Consider the following 16504-nt stretch of genomic DNA (forward strand, 5'->3'; position numbering starts at 1 on the left):
TACATCTGTAAATACCAGCAAACTTACAGCACCAGAAGGCTATGAATTGGTATTAGCTGGTGATCTTGCAATCAATGATGGTTATGTATACGCTGCTGTTCGTAAAGCAGTTACAACAAAAGGAATTACTGTTGTATATCAGGATAGAAAAGGAAATGTCATCAAGACAGCTCCTATGACTGTTGATAAAGATGCTACTTATATTAACACTGGCAAATTAACAGCACCAGATGGATATACAATTGGCATCGTTGGTGACATTAAAATTTCCCAAAATAACAAAGTTTATATTACTGTAGACCAGAATAAAAAATCTGTAACTGTTATTTTTAAAGAATCTGGTAAAGTTGTCAGCAGTAAGAAACTTTCTGTAGTAGCTACTGCCAAATATGTTAATATGAGCAGAATCACAGCACCAGACAGATATCAGATTGTAACAACTGGTTCCAAATTAAAAATTTCCAAAAATAATACAGTAACTGTTGAGGTTAAAAAATTAGGAAAAACAATTAAAGTTATTTATAGATTAGCAAAAACAAACAAAATTGTTGCTACTGGAGAAATCGTTGTCGATAAAAAAGCTACATCTATTAAAGCCAGTGAAGTTCCGGTACCAGCAGGATACAAAATGGTAACAACAGGTTCCTGCTCTGTCAAAACTAAAAAAATCGAAATCTATGTAAAGAAATAATTTATTAAGAGTCACACATATCGATAACTTTCAGGTATTGTTAATAAACAATTTATTTACATACTCACAGATTCCTAAAAAGAAAGGGTCTGTGAAATAAGTCCCTAAATCACAACCACCGGCTTAGCCGGTGGTTTGCTTTGACCCTATAAGGGTCTGTTACCGGCACTGGAGTCTAAAGACTCATCGAAATAGATCATTTCGACCGAGGTTCTTCTTTGTACAAAAAAGAGCCTTTGACCAATATGATCAAAGACTCTCCGTACTGGTTTACCAGTATTTTTTACATAGCTGACAGTTCCGATTCTGGCATAAAGAAACCACTGGCTAGATTTTAAACTCTTTATATAATTGTTCTCTGTATGTTTCATCTTCAGATGCTCTGGTAACTCAGTTACCGAGTAATTCACAATCTACTAATATTTCTTTACATAACCAGAGGCTTTTTCCTGTGATAAGGAAAATTCTTCCATGATATTTCTGATTATATCCTCCTCACTAATGTTGAATTTTTTGCAGGTTCTTATCGTTGCACGGATTCCCTCAAGTCGTCCCTCACGCTGACCTTCAAGCACCCCTTCGCGTCTTAATTCTTCCAATGCATTACACATACTCATCGGCCCTCCTTCCTGTTCTGATCTTAAAGCATGGTCAATAAGCTGCTGCGATTCTGTGACTGCACCTATCACAAGTCCAAGACTTGCAGAGGTCTCCTGATCCTGGTACATTTCCCTGATCTTCTCATAATTTTTTTGCATAAATGCTTCTGCTCACATCAAATACTATATTTACATCTGAATTACAGAAGCGCAGGGAATCACTTGTTCTCACCTGAATCAAGTTCATCCTATAGTCCAATACCAGTTGCTTTATCTTCTCTGGGATTTCCAGCATATCCTTTAACGAAAGTGGACCATCCCATTCGTTTTCTCCATAGTATACGCACTATAGTGGTTCAGTTGTCAAGACAAAAATTTAAGCATTTTATAATGAACTGATATATGTAACTGGGTAGGGGAGAAAATCCCCCCCTTAGGCTGTATGATTATCCAGTAACAGGATTGGATAATAGCAGGATGAGTAGGGTCTCCCGAGGTAAGACACTAATCTTTCGTTCCATAACCTCTTGATTTACAATTTCGGTTTACGTTTATCATTATCCATACCGTTACTGATACCGACTTGTGGTTCGCTACACTTGGCGGTAAATACCCGTGGCTGGACTTACCCCAGTAAGATTAGTGCCGAGCAGTTTATGTCTGGCAATTTCACGCACTAAATCAACACAATCTGTCATAGACGTTGCAAAAGTTGTGTGCTATATTGATTATATAAGAATAATTCTTTCGATGTATCAGACCACTGATTTGGTACAAGGCAACTCCAACACAAAACCACCATTATTTCCAAGGAGGATTTGAAAGATGAAAAAGAAATTGTTAGCTTTATTACTGGCTTCTTCTATGGCTCTAATGAATGTTGCTCCTGCATATGGTACAGACATTTTTACTGACCCGGATAATGCGGTAAACGAAGATATAATTTCTGTTCCTGAGGAGCTTGATAACAATGGAGAGTTCAATGACACTGAAGATGAGTTTACTTCGGAACAGACAGATGATGATTTCTTTTCGGATGAAAAGGAAATGCCTTCTGTCCAGGAGGGGGACACGTTGGTTGCAAATGCAGGTCAGGGAATAACAGCTGGTACTTCCACCTATTCCTCAAAGTCTTCCTTTGGTCGGAGAAAGGCTCTTTCCCAGCTTCAGGGTATGGGAATCAACAGCGGATCTTACAGCTGGAACTGGGCAAATCCTGAATATACTTCTTATTATACAGATGAGGCAGGAAATCTTCATATTGTTGCCTGGAAAGATCAGACTTTATATGATGCTGCCTGCAATTCCGATCTTAATGTTACCAATGTAACAACAGTAAAGCTTCCTCTTCCATTATGGGGAGGATTCTATGCTGCACCGGACGGGAACTTTTATGTTGCAGCAGGACAGAAAAATCTGAATGAAGACAACAGCATAACTGCTGTCCGAATCCTTAAATACAGCCGTGCCTGGAAACTGCTTGGTGCAACGGACATTGGTGGCGGATATACAAATATGTTTGAAGGAATCTACATTCCTTTTGACGCTGCTTCCCTGCGCATGACCCAGATCGGTTCTACCCTGATCGTACACACAGGACGGAAAATGTATTGGATGGAAGGGATACATCATCAGAGTAATATCACTTTTGTCATTAACACTCAGGATATGACACTTATTAATTCAGATATGCCCTATTGCAGCCATTCCTTTAATCAGTTTGTTGTAAATGACGGTTCTCATGTATATTTTCTGGATCACGGGGATGCTTATTACAGAGGTCTGATCCTGTCTTCCTTCTCCGCATATTCCGGTGGATATATTGCCCAGAATCATGCTGTAAATCTCTTTCCTTTTATGGGAGCTACAGGTGATAATTATACCGGATGTGAGGTAACCGGATTTTCTCTGGCAGGAAATAATCTGATCACAGTAGGCAAGTCTGTTCCCCATGGTTTTGCTGTGAATGGACAGACCGGATATGAGAATCTTAACAAAAATATCTTTATGATAATCACAGATAAGAACAGTATGGCTTCCAGATTTATTTGGCTTACTCAGTATTCACCGTCAGGTGCAGAAATAACCCTGACAGAACCAAAGCTCATCCCCGTAGGAAATAATCAGTACGCAGTCCTTTTCTCAGAGGAAACCTCCGACCAGAGCATTCTGCATTATCTTCTTATGGATATGTCCGGAAATGTGATATTATCCAAGTTATATAAGAATGTAACGATCCAGACGGATTCCCAGCCGATCTTATGGGGACGTAATATTGTATGGGTATCTGGAAATTATGATAACGGCAACTATGACAGTTCCCGCACATACCTGTATGAAATCCCTGTAGTAACAACTCCACTTAACGGAATTGCTCTGAACCAGACAAATCTGACAATTGACGAAGGAAATACACAAAAACTCACACCTTCCTTTACACCATCCAACTCTGATGATGTAAAAGATGTGGTCTGGACAAGCAGTAATCCTGGGGTTGCGTCTGTCTCAGAGGATGGAACCATTCAGGGGAACGGTTATGGTCAGGCAGTAATCACTGCTTCTGCCGGAGATTTTCAGACCCAGTGTCAGGTGACGGTAAAGGTATCTGAGAACAACACACCACTGACAAAACCTGTGCTGAAACTTTCCCAGAAAGCTGCGGATCAAATACATTTAACCTGGAAAAAGGTTCCGGGTGCCAAAGGATACCAGATTTACTGCAAGACAGATTCCCAGTCTTCTTATAAGCGGATAAAAACCCTGAAAACAGGAGCTGTCAGTTTCGATGCAGCTGTAGTACCGGGCGTAACCTATTCATTTAAAGTCCGTGCTTATGGAACCAACGCAAGTGGAAAAAACAAATATTCTAAATTTTCAGCGGTGAAATCAAGAAAAGCTGCTGTCCCGGCTCCATCTAAGGTTTCATGTAAAATGAGTAACGGTGGTATAGAGGTTTCCTGGAAAAAAGTAGCCGGTGCTTCCGGATATGTAATTTACCGCAATGGTTCCGCTGCCAAAACAGTGAAGTCCTCTGTCTCAACCTGGAAAGACACAAAGGCTTATGATTCCCAGACAGGTATGTACTGGGTTTATAATTATTATGTAAAAGCATTTAAGACAGTAAACGGTAAGCGAATATACAGTAAGCCCACAAAAACGATAAATCTTTACTCGTAAATTATAAAACTACAAAAAGCACTATCACTTTGGTAAATAAAGTATAAAACAGGGCAGTCTCATCGGCAAAATCTTTGCCGGGAGGCTGCCCTGAGTATTTGTCTTATTTCACTTCTACTAATTCAATCTTAAAGTTAAGTTCTTTTCCAGCCATTTCGTGGTTTGCATCAAATGTGATGTTTTTTTCATCTTTAGCTGTTACTTTAACAGGGAATGGCTGACCGAACTGGTTTGACAGGTATACCTGCTGGCCAACTGTCAGGTCTTCGGAACCTGGAAGCTGGGCGATTTCCATAGTGAAGATAGCGTTTGGATCTGCCATACCGTATGCTTCTTCAGGCATAAGGTGAACATCAATGATCTGACCAACTTCCATGTCAGCTACAGCTGCATCAAATCCTCTGATCATCTGGCCTGCGCCGCAGATGAATTCCAGCGGTTCGCCACGGTCGTAAGAAGAATCAAACTGTGTTCCGTCATTGAAAGTTCCTCTATAATGTGTGCGGCAGGTTTTTCCTACATTACGTCCTGTAAGCTGTGGCTGTGATCCGCCACATCCACCGCATCCGCCACCACAGCTGTCTCCACAGGAGTGTCCCTCCTCATGGCTGCCACAGGAATGGCCTTCTTCATGGTGGTGATGGTCACAGTTAGCTCCGGAAGATACTAATTCGCCTTTTAAATAGTTTTCAACTGCCTGGTCAGTATTTCCCTGGGCCCCGGCACATAATTCGATTCCTGCCTCTGTGAGAGCTGTCTGAGCACCACCGCCGATACCACCGCAGATCAGAACATTTACACCCTGCTCAGCAAGCAGACCTGCAAGTGCACCATGTCCTGTACCGTTAGAACCGATCACTTCACTGGAAACTACTTTGTTGTCTTCCACTTCATAAACTTTAAAAGACTCTGTTTTTCCAAAATGCTGAAAAATCTCTCCATTATCATATGTTACTGCAATTTTCATTTGAAAAATCCTCCAAATTATTTTTTATACCCATTCAGTCCAGTATAAACTGTCTACGACACAAAAGCAAGGCTATTTGATCAGGTAATTCTCAATTCCATTTGCAATTCCCCGTACCATTTTTTTCTGATAAGAACTCTGCTGCATACGGCGGTCTTCGGAAGGATTACTCATATATCCCATCTCGATAATCGTTGTCGGAACTTTGCTCCAGTTATTTCCGGTCATAGAGTCTGTTTCCCAGACGTATTCTTTTCTGCATCCTGTAGTTGCCACATATGCATTGAGTACAGCCTCAGAAAGCGCTTTGTTTTTTCTGTACATAGATGAAATATAAGGACTGTTTCTGGTTGTACAGATAGTCAGTGCTCCACTGATAGAGGAATTATCACTTCCATTGGCATGGATACGGATATACGCATCTGCTTTTGCCTTATTTGCCACTTTTGCACGGTCAATACAGCTGAGAGCTACTTTACTGTTGGTTCTGGTCATTATTACCTTAAACCCTCTTTTCTGAAGAAGGGTTCTTAGCTGAAGACCAATGCTCAGGTTGAGCTTATATTCCTCCACACCTGTAGCAACACCCTGGGTTCCGGAAGTATCTTTCTCCTTCATCTGACCGGAACCAGGACCAAGAGGTTCATAACCGCTGGCAACGACAGCAGAATGCCCCGGATCCAGTACAACAACAGGAGTCCAGACACCTTTGCTGTTGATCTTTCGTCCATTTACAGTCTGATTGATACGCATTCTTCCGGTCTGTTTGCCAAAATACCTGAAACGATTATGAATACGGTGCCATCCTGTAAGCATGGTACCGTCTGCGGCAAAACAGTAATAATACTTGCCGATTTTGTGCAGGTCTGTCAGCTTTTTGCCATTCTTATAATAGTATTTTTTTCCACCGTAGGTTTTCCATCCGGTGAAAGTACTGCTGACAGATGCTGCCTGGACATCTGTAAAATCTACAGCAGGCAAAGCTGTGACTAAGAGAAGAATACACAAGAGCCAGATAAAACATGATTTTCTTTTCTTCATACGTGGCTTCCTTTCATATAGAGATGTTTTGAGTAATGATTTTCTGTATGTTGATTATATCATGTAATTGTCTGGGAGTGTGGAAAAAAGTTCCTAAAAAGAAAGACTCCGGTCGCAATGACCGGAGCCTTCTTTTTAGGAATCTGTATTAATTACCCAAATGGATTATTTAACAGTAGCCTTTTTCAGGTTTGACCATGGGCTGAAGACTTTCTTTCCGTCTTCGGATGTTCTGTTGAATGCATGCATTCCAACTACCCATGTTCCCTTTGGTACTTTCTTGAATGTTGCTGTTACTGTACCTTCTTTGAGGTTCAGTATCTTGTGATTGCCATAGTGGTATGGACGTGTCTCACCGTTTTCTTTCTTGGAGCCTGTTCCCAGTACTACATCGTAACCAGTTGCGTTTGCAGCTGCTTTGTATGTTACTTTGATAGTAGATCCGCTTACTTTTACGTTTGTGATAACCGGAGCATCCGGTGTGATTGCGGATACAACGAATGGGTATGCGTTTGACCAGTCGCTGAATACTTTCTTACCGTTTGCGTCACGTTTCCAAGCGTGGCAGTATGCGTAGTATGTTCCCTGCTGTACATATTTGAATGTAGTAGAGGTGCTAACCTGGTTCTTGTTTACAGAAGCATAGTCTTTGTTTTTGATGCAGTCGCGGTCTGTGGAGATTACATAGTCGTAACCTGCAGCACCTTCGGAATCACCGGAAAGGATTGCTGTTGCCTGATTGCCAACAACTTTAACACTGCTGATCATTGGAGCATTTGGCTTCTCATCTTCAGCTTTTCCATCAGCTGTTACGGTAACAGAACCTGTATAGTTTTTGGATGTACTTACAGCAGTTACTGTGTATGTGCCGTCACCGTTGTTCTTGGATGTGTATTCTGCTGATGCTACAGGGATATATCCGTTTACTACGGAAACAACACCATCTTTTACAGTTACTTTGCAGTCTTTGATGTTCTTCTTATCAACACCCCATTTTAAAGCCTGTTCAGCTTTAGTACCATAATTACCAAATGATGTCTTGACATCTGACATGTTATATCCGTTGATACCTTCAATATGAACACCGTAAATATTTGCAACAGTTGCTTCTGTAGGTGTTATAGTATCGTCATTTTTATCAATTAAAGTAAGTTTGTAATCTTTTCCTTCAACTAATGTACTTCCGCCAATCTGGATTGTTACTTCCGGTTTAACTGGAAGACCGGCAGCATAGGTTCCATTTTTAAGGCTTACATTTTTAGCAACAAATCTGACACTGTCAATAGAGAATGCTTTGTATGCTACAACACCTTTAATGATTGTTCCGTCAGCAGTCACGATAGTCTGGTTTCCGGCAAATCCGGTACCTTCTTTGGCAACAGCGTAAACATAGCCAACATTCTTCTTGCCTTCAACCATCTTACCGGATACGTTATCTACATATTTGATTTCAAAATCACTTGCTTTTGCAGAAGTTTTACCTGTACCAACGCGCGTGATGTCAGATAACAGAACTTTAGCAAAGGTATGCTCGTTACCGTCAAATGTAAATGGTGTATTTGCATTTGCTGTTATCTTTCCATCTGAATCTACAGTTGCAAATTTATCATTGCTTTCTTTAAATCCATTAGCATCATATGCTGTTAAGGTACCAGATACGATTTCTTTTACAATATTGAATTCAGCAGTAATATTTGAACCTGTAAAGTTCTTGTTTCCATCAAGTGGTTTTAATACAACAGTACCCTTTCCAGCTTCGACATTAGTACCATAAGATACAACCGCAAATTGATTAGTTACATCATTTCCGTTTAATGTTACCTTGAAATCACGAGGTCTTACCTGTTTTCCAGTATACTGCTGATCATCAATCGTCACTTTAACATCAGCTGTATTTGCCGGAGTAATAGTAAATGTACCTGATGCAGTTCCAGCATAACCAGATTTAGTACTTGCATCGTAAAGACCTTTTACAGTAACTTTACCTGTTCCTACATTTACAGCATCTGTGATAGATACTTCTTCATATTCTGCTTTAATTGTAGCTGTTTCAGTGATATCTCCTTTTTTGTAAAGGGCAATCGCACCATCAATTACTGCATAAGTAGGAATGATCTTACCACCAGTGTAAGTATAAGAAGATGGATTAATCACTACCATAGAATCAGATAACTGTTTTGCAGTGATTTCTGTTTTAGTTGATGCAGTAACTTTATGAGTCAATTTAATATCATTGCTATCAAGACCATAAATATAGTTCGGATTGGTGATAGTGATAGATGTTACAATTTTAGTACCGACAGCATTAGTATCATTATCATTTTCCCATTTATAATTTACTGTATAGTCAGAATCTGTTAATGTTTTTTCAACTTTCTTTCCAGTAGTTGCATGATCTTTCGCAACAACTGTTAATGGCAGTTTATAATCTGCGGCATTGGAATAAGATTTGTTGATAGAAACTTCTTTCTGTACCTTGATTGTATCTGCAGTAACCTCTAATGGAAGGATAGTAAATTTAACAGCACATGTCTTGACTGCAAATACACCTTTGGTAATCTTGATATTTACAGTTGCATTTGGCTGAGCTACTTTACTACTATCGTAAATTGTGCTAGCATTGACATTGTTTGAATATCCGGTAATCTCATATGCATCGGTATCTAAGGTAGTTTCTACAGGTACATTTCCAGTCACCTGTGTAACTTTCAGTTTTCCTAAATCAGATTTAGAAGGTGTAATCTCGGAACCTGTATATGCTGGTTTATAAGTATTTGCATTTTCATAAGATACTGTTTTAAATGCTGCAGTTGTAGCAACAACCTGAATGTCCTGATGATTCTCACAAGTACCGCCTACAGATACACCGTTAACAGTTTCTGCTTTCTTTGCAGTAATTGTAATCTTATATGTACTTCCATCTTCAAATTTGGTAGCTTCACTTCCATCACCTGTATAAACTTTGATAGTGTAGTCTTTATTTACCTGAAGCGCAGTAAGAGAAGTACCTTCTGTACCGGTTAATTTTAAATACTGACCAAGATCGCTGACGGAAATATTGGTAGGGATTTCACCAGTTACTGTCTTGATAGAGATTTTTGTTCCTGCAGCTGAAAGATCACGTTTCTTGATTTCAACAGTGTCATCTGATTCTAACTGCTCTGGAGTACTAATCTGATCAAAGTTTTTGAACAATCTTCCATCTACATTTACATGAACTTTCTGGTTTCCAATAGCTCCACTAGCTGTTACTGCATTAATGATTGTATCAGATAAGTCAGCTCCACTGAATTTCTTATCATCGCCATTATTGTCAGATTTAGATTCTTTAACAGTTACATCCTTATTTGCAACTACAATTGGAGCACCTGTATACTGATAACTTAAACCTTTATTTGGGTTGGCGATAATATTCGCCGGTTCGCCGGTTGTTTTATTATCGGTTAATACAGCATGTTTTTTACTGATTGCAACTTTTGTTTCAATTGTTCCAGTATAAGGAGAGTCTTCTGTTGCTGTTGCTGTAACTTTTACTTCATCGCCAGCATTTGTTGCACTTGTAGATGAAAGCTCATAATAAGTTTTTCCTGATGGAACAACAATAGTCTGTCCTGCAGAATCTTTCACAGTAACTGTAGCTGCATTATCTCCTTCAAATTTAACTGCCTGTGCAAAACCCTTATATGTGAGAGTTGCGCCTGCACCACTGAGTTCAATGCTTCCAAGGCTCTGTTTTTCAACAGAAACAGTAATGCCTGTGTTGATATTATATAATATCTGATCATTATCTTTTTTGTATACATATAATGTTAAAGTTTTTCCGGCATCATTTACACTAGGTGTGAAAGACATTTTATTTACTGTTTCACTTGTTGTCACCTCGCCGAAATGCTCGCTTGCAATACCATTTGCATCAACCCACCGGTAATCATAATCTAAAGCTTGGCTGTCTGTTTTTGTAACAGTTCCTGTAATAGTAACTGTATCCTTTCCCCATACAGCAGTTTTTCTATCTGCTGTTAAATTTACAGTAACATCACCTTCTGTTACTGTTGTAGAAGCTGGAGTTGCTTCAGTTGTATCGTCAACAACCGGTGCATCTGCAGTTTCATCAGAGAATGTTTCAGCAGCCGGAGCTTCAGTAGCTACAGCGGCATCTGTACCATCGCTGAACTCAGCAGCCCATACCGGCACATTAGAAGTAGCAAGCATTGCAACAACAAGTGACATACTTAATGTCTTTTTTGCCATGCCCTTCTTTGTGTTTTTAATCTTTGTCATGATTATAGTTCCCCTTTGGGTGGTGGACAGGTTGATTTTGTATAGGGATTTGGTGTGAGGAATGATGATTATTTGTTAAAGTATATGCGTTATATGATTTATAACTAATTTTTTATAGATTTTTATATGAAAATACATAATTATATTCAAAAAGGTCTGTATTTAATGCGCAAAAAAGCTTTCAATCATATCCGAAAAGATGCGATTGAAAGCTTTTTTCACATTATGTAATAAACTTGCTACTTGTTGAGTATAGTTTCATACAGAATTATAAAGGTATCATTTAGAACTTTAGGCTGTAAAAGTCATTCCCATAGATTTTGCAATCTCTTCCAGCTTATCTGTGGCAAAACCAGTATATTTTTTAATTTTGTCAATTGGTTCTTTATCTTCAAGCATCATTTTTGCAAGGGACAGATTTTTCTGTTTTACACCTTGTTCCACGCCCTGTTCGATGCCCTGTTCAATACCCTGTTCAACAAGTGCTTTTCCAAGATTACACATATCCTGCACCTCGCTTTCAAATTCTTCTGTCATGGCAATGCCGAAATCATCCTGAAGACGGGCTTTCTTCGTTTCCGGGGATATGGAAAGAGAAAAGAGTGTGTTCAGCAGATCAAGGATCTCCAGATCACTTTCTTTATCAGCATCACCCAGGTTTACGATCACAACTTCCATAAGGTCATAGCTGTCCGGACTTTCATAAGGTTTCCCCAATACCGTATCTTGTACTGTGTAATAGCGGAAAATCCCGTTCCTGCGTTTTTTTGCCGGATCCGGACAGATCCAGATGCTGTAGACTTTCTGGAGTTTTTCATAGTGTTCTCCAGTAAAGACAGTCCCATACTGTTCAGATATCATTCTTGCGCAGTAATAGAAACCTCTTGTAACTAACGGATATCCCGGTGTGTCATTCAACTGGATCTCCAGATTGATGATCAGCTGCACCGGTTCTGAATTGTCCGGAATGTATGCCCTGAAACGGATGTCATAATATACCGTCTGTTCCCTGATTGCATTTGCCTCGGAATTAAGGCTGTCTATCCGTTCGTTTCCATCCAGTGTTCCGGTGTAGTCAGGCTGCTCCTGATGTACTGCGCGGCTGGAAACTTCGATGTTGCCATTTAAGCAGTTTTCACAGATAAACTTAACACTGTATTGGGAAAATTCTTTTGTACAGGATTTGAGGATCCAGGCAGCAACTGCCTTATAGGTTAATAGTTTCTTGGCACATTCGTCATATCTTGCACGTTCTGCGGCAAGGTCTATAGTCTGTGCCAGATCTGTCTGATGTACTATGGATGTCACCTCCCTGTCACATATTTTGTATTTATATTTTATCAGAGCTGTTGTTTGTTTACCAGAGAAACTTTTCGACAATCATAGAATAAATTTTGACAAAAAAGAACTCCTATCGTAATGATGATAGGAGTCCTATTTGGGAATTTCTGTTCTTCTTGCTTTATAAAAATTTCTGTATCATTTTATGTAAAGATTACTTTCTTCCCGGATTTTTTCGATGATCTGACCCCAGTAGCTATGGGATCCTATTACCAGTGCAGCAATCCGGACAGCAATGAAAAAAACTGGACCGGTCATATCCGTCCATTAAACATAAACAGAAATGAGTTTGAGGTGACCGCTCGTGGGAGCACTTTCCATCTGCTGGTAGGAAAACATGCATATGGAAAGTATCTGTGTATTCCCAACTGGGGGATCGGCACAGAAATATCGTCTCTGTCGGACTGCTTCTGGAACAGGGAACGCCTTGAACAGGACTATCCGGAGCTGTCAAAGGTGGACATCATCAGTATTGTAAAAGCACTTGAAGCACTCAGCTCATATGTAACATTGTAAATGAAACAGATAATCCGGCAGGAAATCTGCCGGATTGCACAAAATGCCAATGACACAAAACATAGCAGATTATGACATGGGAGCAAATCTGACTAGTGACAAACTAAGAAATCAGCAACAGGAACATTTTGGGATAATCTTACCAATTTACCTTTGTGAAAAATAGCAAATCTATCCGTATTATCATAAAAAACTGCCAGATCACATTCTTGCAGCAAATACTGCAAATTTGCAAAGGATTCTATATATCTTTTTTCAATATCTGAAGCAGGAATTCCATGTCCACCATTTTGAACTCTTTCTTCCACTCTTTGTTTTGCAGTTTCAGCAGAATCTACACTTATGAAAATGCTTTTAAATGACAAACATTAAGAACAATTTGTCGATTCTTTGCTGTGGCAGAAGCATCAGAATAATGTTATAATTCCTATAAACAAGAAATAACAGGAATCAGTTTGGAAGAAAGGTGGTTTTTATTTATGGGGTTATATTTGAATCCAGGAAATGAGGGATTTTTTGAGTCAGTTTCTTCCCAGATTTATGTAGATAAAACAGAACTCATTCAGTATACAAACCAGGTATTTCGAACTAAGCAGAAGTTTCTTTGTGTAAGTCGTCCAAGACGTTTTGGAAAGTCTATGGCTGCCGAAATGCTGGCAGCATATTATCAAAGAAACTGTGATTCACAAAAATTATTTGCCAATATGAGCATAGCAAAAGACCCTTCATTCCCAGTGCATTTAAACAGATATAATACAATTTTTTTGAACATGCAGGATTTTTTCAGTCGCACACATAATATTGACAGGATGTGTGAGCTTTTCAGCAAATATGTTCTTCGTGATCTTCTGAGAGAGTATCCTGATCTTGATTATCTGGATCAGACAGATCTGATTGACGTGCTGCAGGAAATTTATAGAGAGTACAAAATTCCATTTGTTTTTATTATTGATGAATGGGACTGTATTTTCAGAGAAAATAAAAATGATATGGAGGCTCAGAAAAAATATCTGGATTTTCTCAGAAACCTGTTGAAAGACAGAAACTATGTCGGGCTTACTTATATGACAGGAATTCTTCCAATCAAAAAGTACGGTTCTCATTCTGCATTAAATATGTTTGACGAATTTTCCATGACCAATCCAGGAGCGCTTGCTGAGTATGTTGGTTTCACGGAGAATGAAGTGAAAGTGTTATGCAAACAATTTGATATGAGTTTTCAGGATACAAAGTGTTGGTACGACGGATATTTTTTTGAAAAAATCGGACATGTTTATAATCCCCGTTCTGTTGTAAGTGCCATGCTGAGCCATTCTTTTGATAATTACTGGAACAAAACAGAAACATTCGAGGCTCTGCGAGACTATATTGTTATGAATTATAAGGGCCTGAAAGAAGCTATTATCGAATTACTTGCCGGAAAAAGACTGGCAATAGATATTAGCTCGTTTAATAATGATATGACTACCTTTTCAAGCGCTGATGATGTATTAACGCTGTTTATCCATCTGGGATATCTCGGATATGATTTTTCCAGAAAGGAAGTGTTTATTCCAAACAGTGAGATCACAACGGAATTTATTACTTCCATACGAGATGCCGGATGGCAGGAAGTAATTACAGCAATAAGAAATTCTGAAGAGTTACTGCAGGCAACATGGAAACTGGAAAATAAAGTAGTTGCTGAGAAAATACAGGCGGCACATTTTGAAACTTCTATTTTAAAGTATAATGATGAGAATGCATTGGCTTGTGTACTTTCACTTGCATATTATAGTGCTCGTGCTTATTATACAGAAATCAGGGAGCTGCCGTCCGGAAAAGGTTTTGCAGATATTGTATACCTGCCCCGAAAAGAGCACCTGGACAGGCCGGCTATGATCATTGAATTGAAATGGGATAAAAGTGCTGACAGTGCAATCCGGCAGATAAAAGAACGCAATTATCCCCTGGCATTGAGTGGTTACTGTGGAAATTTATTAATGGTAGGAATTAATTATGACACGAAAACAAAAATACATGAATGTATTATCGAAAAATTGGATATGTAAATTGTAAAAAGAAAAGCTCCGGTCGCAATGACCGGAGCCTTCTTTTTTAGGAATCTGTAGTAATTACCCAAATGGATTATTTCACTTTAACTATTTCAAGATTGGACCATGGGCTGAATACTTTCCTGTTATCAATGGATGTTCTGTTGAATGCATGCATTCCAACTATCCTAACACACAGGGATTACCAGTTGCAAATAAAATTTTTAATTGAACTTATTTAAGTAATATGATATAAATAAGTTTGAGGTGATGAATATGGAATATAATTTTTCAGAGGATCTGAAGTCTATACGAGAGATTCTGGGATTTTCTCAAAGTGAACTTGCAGAAAAAATCGGAGTAGAGCAGGTGACGATCTCAAGAACCGAGCTGAAAAAAACAGAACCATCGGCAAGGCTTTTGGAAGCAGTATATTCGTTTGCATTTGATAAAAACATAAAGATAAACAAATTAAAGGAAATGTTCTGGAGAGATGATTTAGGTGCAAATGAAAAATTGCTTTTTCATGGCGCTAAAACTGAAATTGACGGAGAGATTGATATTCATAAGGGAAGAAAAAATAATGATTTTGGGCAGGGATTTTATACAGGAGAAAGTTATGAGCAGGCAATATCATTTGTTTCAGGGTTTGGTAATTCTTCCGTATATTATATCAGATTTGATGACAGAGATCTGAAATGCAAGAGATATGAAGTAAATCAGGAATGGATGATGACGATTGCTTACTATAGGGGAACATTGGATGAGTATAAGGATCATCCGGCAGTAAAGGCACTTATAGAACAGTCACGGAACTGTGATTACATAATTGCTCCAATTGCAGATAACCGTATGTTTCAAATCATTAATTCATTTATCGCCGGAGACCTTACAGATGAACAGTGTAAACATTGTCTTGCTGCCACAAATCTTGGGATGCAGTATATTTTTCTGACTGAAAAGGCTGTATCCCAGATAAAATTAACAGAACGATGCTATATATCAAATAATGAAAGGGAATACTATAAAAATATAAGACTTGAAGAGTCAAAACTGGGTGATGACAAAGTTAAATTAGCTAAAAGGCAATATAGAGGGCAGGGAAGATATATTGATGAGATTCTGTCATAAAGGGGTGACCAATATATGAAAAGGATGAATAAGGATGGAGTGCTTTTATGTGAACTTCAGGCAACAGCATTTGAAAAGTCAATTGATAAAATGGAGTCAAGTTCAGAGATTTTTATCAGGCGATTTATGAGGAGTCGAATAGCTAAAAGGCTTGATGATGGATCAGTACTGGAAAGTAATATCCAGGCAGAGGATATCCTGCAGCTGGTTAATGAAGAATATGGGTTTTCTAATTATGGTTCTGTGAAATATACCCGTAACGAAATGTATTGGATTGGATATATTTACAGGTATTTTGTAATAACCTACGAATTAACTTCCATGCAAGTCTATAAGATCGTAAAGCCAAAGGAACTGAAAGGGCTGTTTTTGCCATATCATACAATGGATCCATCTCAGGCTATTGAGCGAATATTGGAAGCAAAAGGCCTGTTTACAGATGAAAAAATGGAATTGGAACGTCAGTATGAAATATTCAAAAGAATACGAAATAAAAAAATATAAGGGGCTGTCCTGAAATTCACCAATGTTAAGATTTTCACCGTATGATAAAGTAAAGTTTTTAGCAATATCAATTTCATTTCCGTTTAATGTAGCATAAATTTCATCAGCTGGTACTTCCAGTGAATATCCTCTTCCTGTCGGAATCAGCGAAGAGGAATACCTGGTCAACATCCTTAAGGGAAAAGAAAAAATGTCAAGATCAGAAATTGAGAAAGCAGCAGAA

Annotated in this window: 12 protein-coding genes; 6 read left to right on the top strand and 6 right to left on the bottom strand. The window is 38.7% G+C overall.

Features of this window, described 5'->3' with window-relative positions; all coding sequences use genetic code 11:
* The coding region (locus LJE09_RS15235) for a hypothetical protein (protein WP_227296369.1) at positions 1–691 on the top strand (691 nt) is incomplete at its 5' end.
* A gap of 416 nt (positions 692–1107) precedes the next feature.
* On the opposite strand, the gene LJE09_RS15240 is transcribed toward LJE09_RS15235, so the two are convergent.
* Positions 1108–1449, bottom strand: a complete 342-nt coding sequence (locus LJE09_RS15240; protein WP_227311526.1) for a hypothetical protein — start codon at positions 1447–1449, stop codon at positions 1108–1110.
* 666 nt (positions 1450–2115) lie between these two features.
* On the opposite strand from LJE09_RS15240, the gene LJE09_RS15245 reads away from it, so the two are divergent.
* Positions 2116–4467 carry an Ig-like domain-containing protein gene (locus LJE09_RS15245; protein ID WP_227311527.1) on the top strand — a complete coding sequence of 784 codons (2352 nt, stop codon included), beginning with the start codon at positions 2116–2118 and terminating at the stop codon, positions 4465–4467.
* A gap of 103 nt (positions 4468–4570) precedes the next feature.
* Here the strand turns inward: LJE09_RS15245 and LJE09_RS15250 are convergent, their stop codons facing one another.
* The 4 genes from LJE09_RS15250 to LJE09_RS15265 form a co-directional block, all read right to left on the bottom strand.
* A complete protein-coding gene (locus LJE09_RS15250) occupies positions 4571–5434 on the bottom strand; it encodes a NifB/NifX family molybdenum-iron cluster-binding protein (protein ID WP_173681817.1) in 864 nt (287 codons plus the stop codon).
* A gap of 72 nt (positions 5435–5506) precedes the next feature.
* Positions 5507–6475 carry an N-acetylmuramoyl-L-alanine amidase gene (locus tag LJE09_RS15255; RefSeq protein WP_173681818.1) on the bottom strand — a complete coding sequence of 323 codons (969 nt, stop codon included), beginning with the start codon at positions 6473–6475 and terminating at the stop codon, positions 5507–5509.
* Positions 6476–6640: 165 nt separating this feature from the next.
* Complete coding sequence (locus tag LJE09_RS15260; protein WP_227311528.1) at positions 6641–10756, bottom strand: hypothetical protein; 4116 nt, start codon at positions 10754–10756, stop codon at positions 6641–6643.
* A 291-nt stretch (positions 10757–11047) separates the two neighbouring features.
* Positions 11048–12064 carry a PD-(D/E)XK nuclease family transposase gene (locus tag LJE09_RS15265; RefSeq protein ID WP_118615040.1) on the bottom strand — a complete coding sequence of 339 codons (1017 nt, stop codon included), beginning with the start codon at positions 12062–12064 and terminating at the stop codon, positions 11048–11050.
* 111 nt (positions 12065–12175) lie between these two features.
* Here LJE09_RS15265 and LJE09_RS15270 point away from each other — a divergent pair, with 111 nt between their 5' ends.
* Positions 12176–12613 (top strand): DUF6618 family protein, encoded by a 438-nt coding sequence (locus LJE09_RS15270; protein ID WP_118615029.1) that lies wholly within the window; start codon positions 12176–12178, stop codon positions 12611–12613.
* 92 nt (positions 12614–12705) lie between these two features.
* Here LJE09_RS15270 and LJE09_RS15275 read toward each other — a convergent pair whose 3' ends face one another.
* The gene (locus tag LJE09_RS15275) at positions 12706–12921 is read right to left on the bottom strand and encodes a hypothetical protein (protein WP_227311529.1); all 216 of its coding nucleotides are present in this window, start codon (positions 12919–12921) and stop codon (positions 12706–12708) included.
* A 171-nt stretch (positions 12922–13092) separates the two neighbouring features.
* Here LJE09_RS15275 and LJE09_RS15280 point away from each other — a divergent pair, with 171 nt between their 5' ends.
* From LJE09_RS15280 to LJE09_RS15290, 3 genes are all read left to right on the top strand, one after another.
* Positions 13093–14664: an AAA family ATPase gene (locus tag LJE09_RS15280; RefSeq protein ID WP_118615032.1), complete on the top strand. Its 1572-nt coding sequence runs from the start codon at positions 13093–13095 to the stop codon at positions 14662–14664.
* Positions 14665–14922: 258 nt separating this feature from the next.
* Positions 14923–15777, top strand: coding sequence for a DUF3990 domain-containing protein (locus tag LJE09_RS15285; protein ID WP_118615035.1), 855 nt, complete (start codon positions 14923–14925; stop codon positions 15775–15777).
* 15 nt (positions 15778–15792) lie between these two features.
* Entirely contained in the window at positions 15793–16281 is a 489-nt protein-coding gene (locus tag LJE09_RS15290; RefSeq protein WP_055059010.1) for a hypothetical protein, read from the top strand.
* Positions 16282–16504: the final 223 nt, after the last annotated feature.

The organism is Blautia sp. DFI.3.45 (assembly GCF_020593505.1).
GTDB classification, from domain to species: Bacteria; Bacillota; Clostridia; order Lachnospirales; family Lachnospiraceae; genus Blautia_A; species Blautia_A wexlerae.

Coding starts and splice junctions, on each gene's coding strand:
- LJE09_RS15240 (WP_227311526.1), bottom strand. CDS start 1,449: ATGCAAAAAAATTATGAGAAGATCAGGGAAATGTACCAGGATCAGGAG.
- LJE09_RS15245 (WP_227311527.1), top strand. CDS start 2,116: ATGAAAAAGAAATTGTTAGCTTTATTACTGGCTTCTTCTATGGCTCTA.
- LJE09_RS15250 (WP_173681817.1), bottom strand. CDS start 5,434: ATGAAAATTGCAGTAACATATGATAATGGAGAGATTTTTCAGCATTTT.
- LJE09_RS15255 (WP_173681818.1), bottom strand. CDS start 6,475: ATGAAGAAAAGAAAATCATGTTTTATCTGGCTCTTGTGTATTCTTCTC.
- LJE09_RS15260 (WP_227311528.1), bottom strand. CDS start 10,756: ATGACAAAGATTAAAAACACAAAGAAGGGCATGGCAAAAAAGACATTA.
- LJE09_RS15270 (WP_118615029.1), top strand. CDS start 12,176: ATGATGATAGGAGTCCTATTTGGGAATTTCTGTTCTTCTTGCTTTATA.
- LJE09_RS15280 (WP_118615032.1), top strand. CDS start 13,093: ATGGGGTTATATTTGAATCCAGGAAATGAGGGATTTTTTGAGTCAGTT.
- LJE09_RS15285 (WP_118615035.1), top strand. CDS start 14,923: ATGGAATATAATTTTTCAGAGGATCTGAAGTCTATACGAGAGATTCTG.
- LJE09_RS15290 (WP_055059010.1), top strand. CDS start 15,793: ATGAAAAGGATGAATAAGGATGGAGTGCTTTTATGTGAACTTCAGGCA.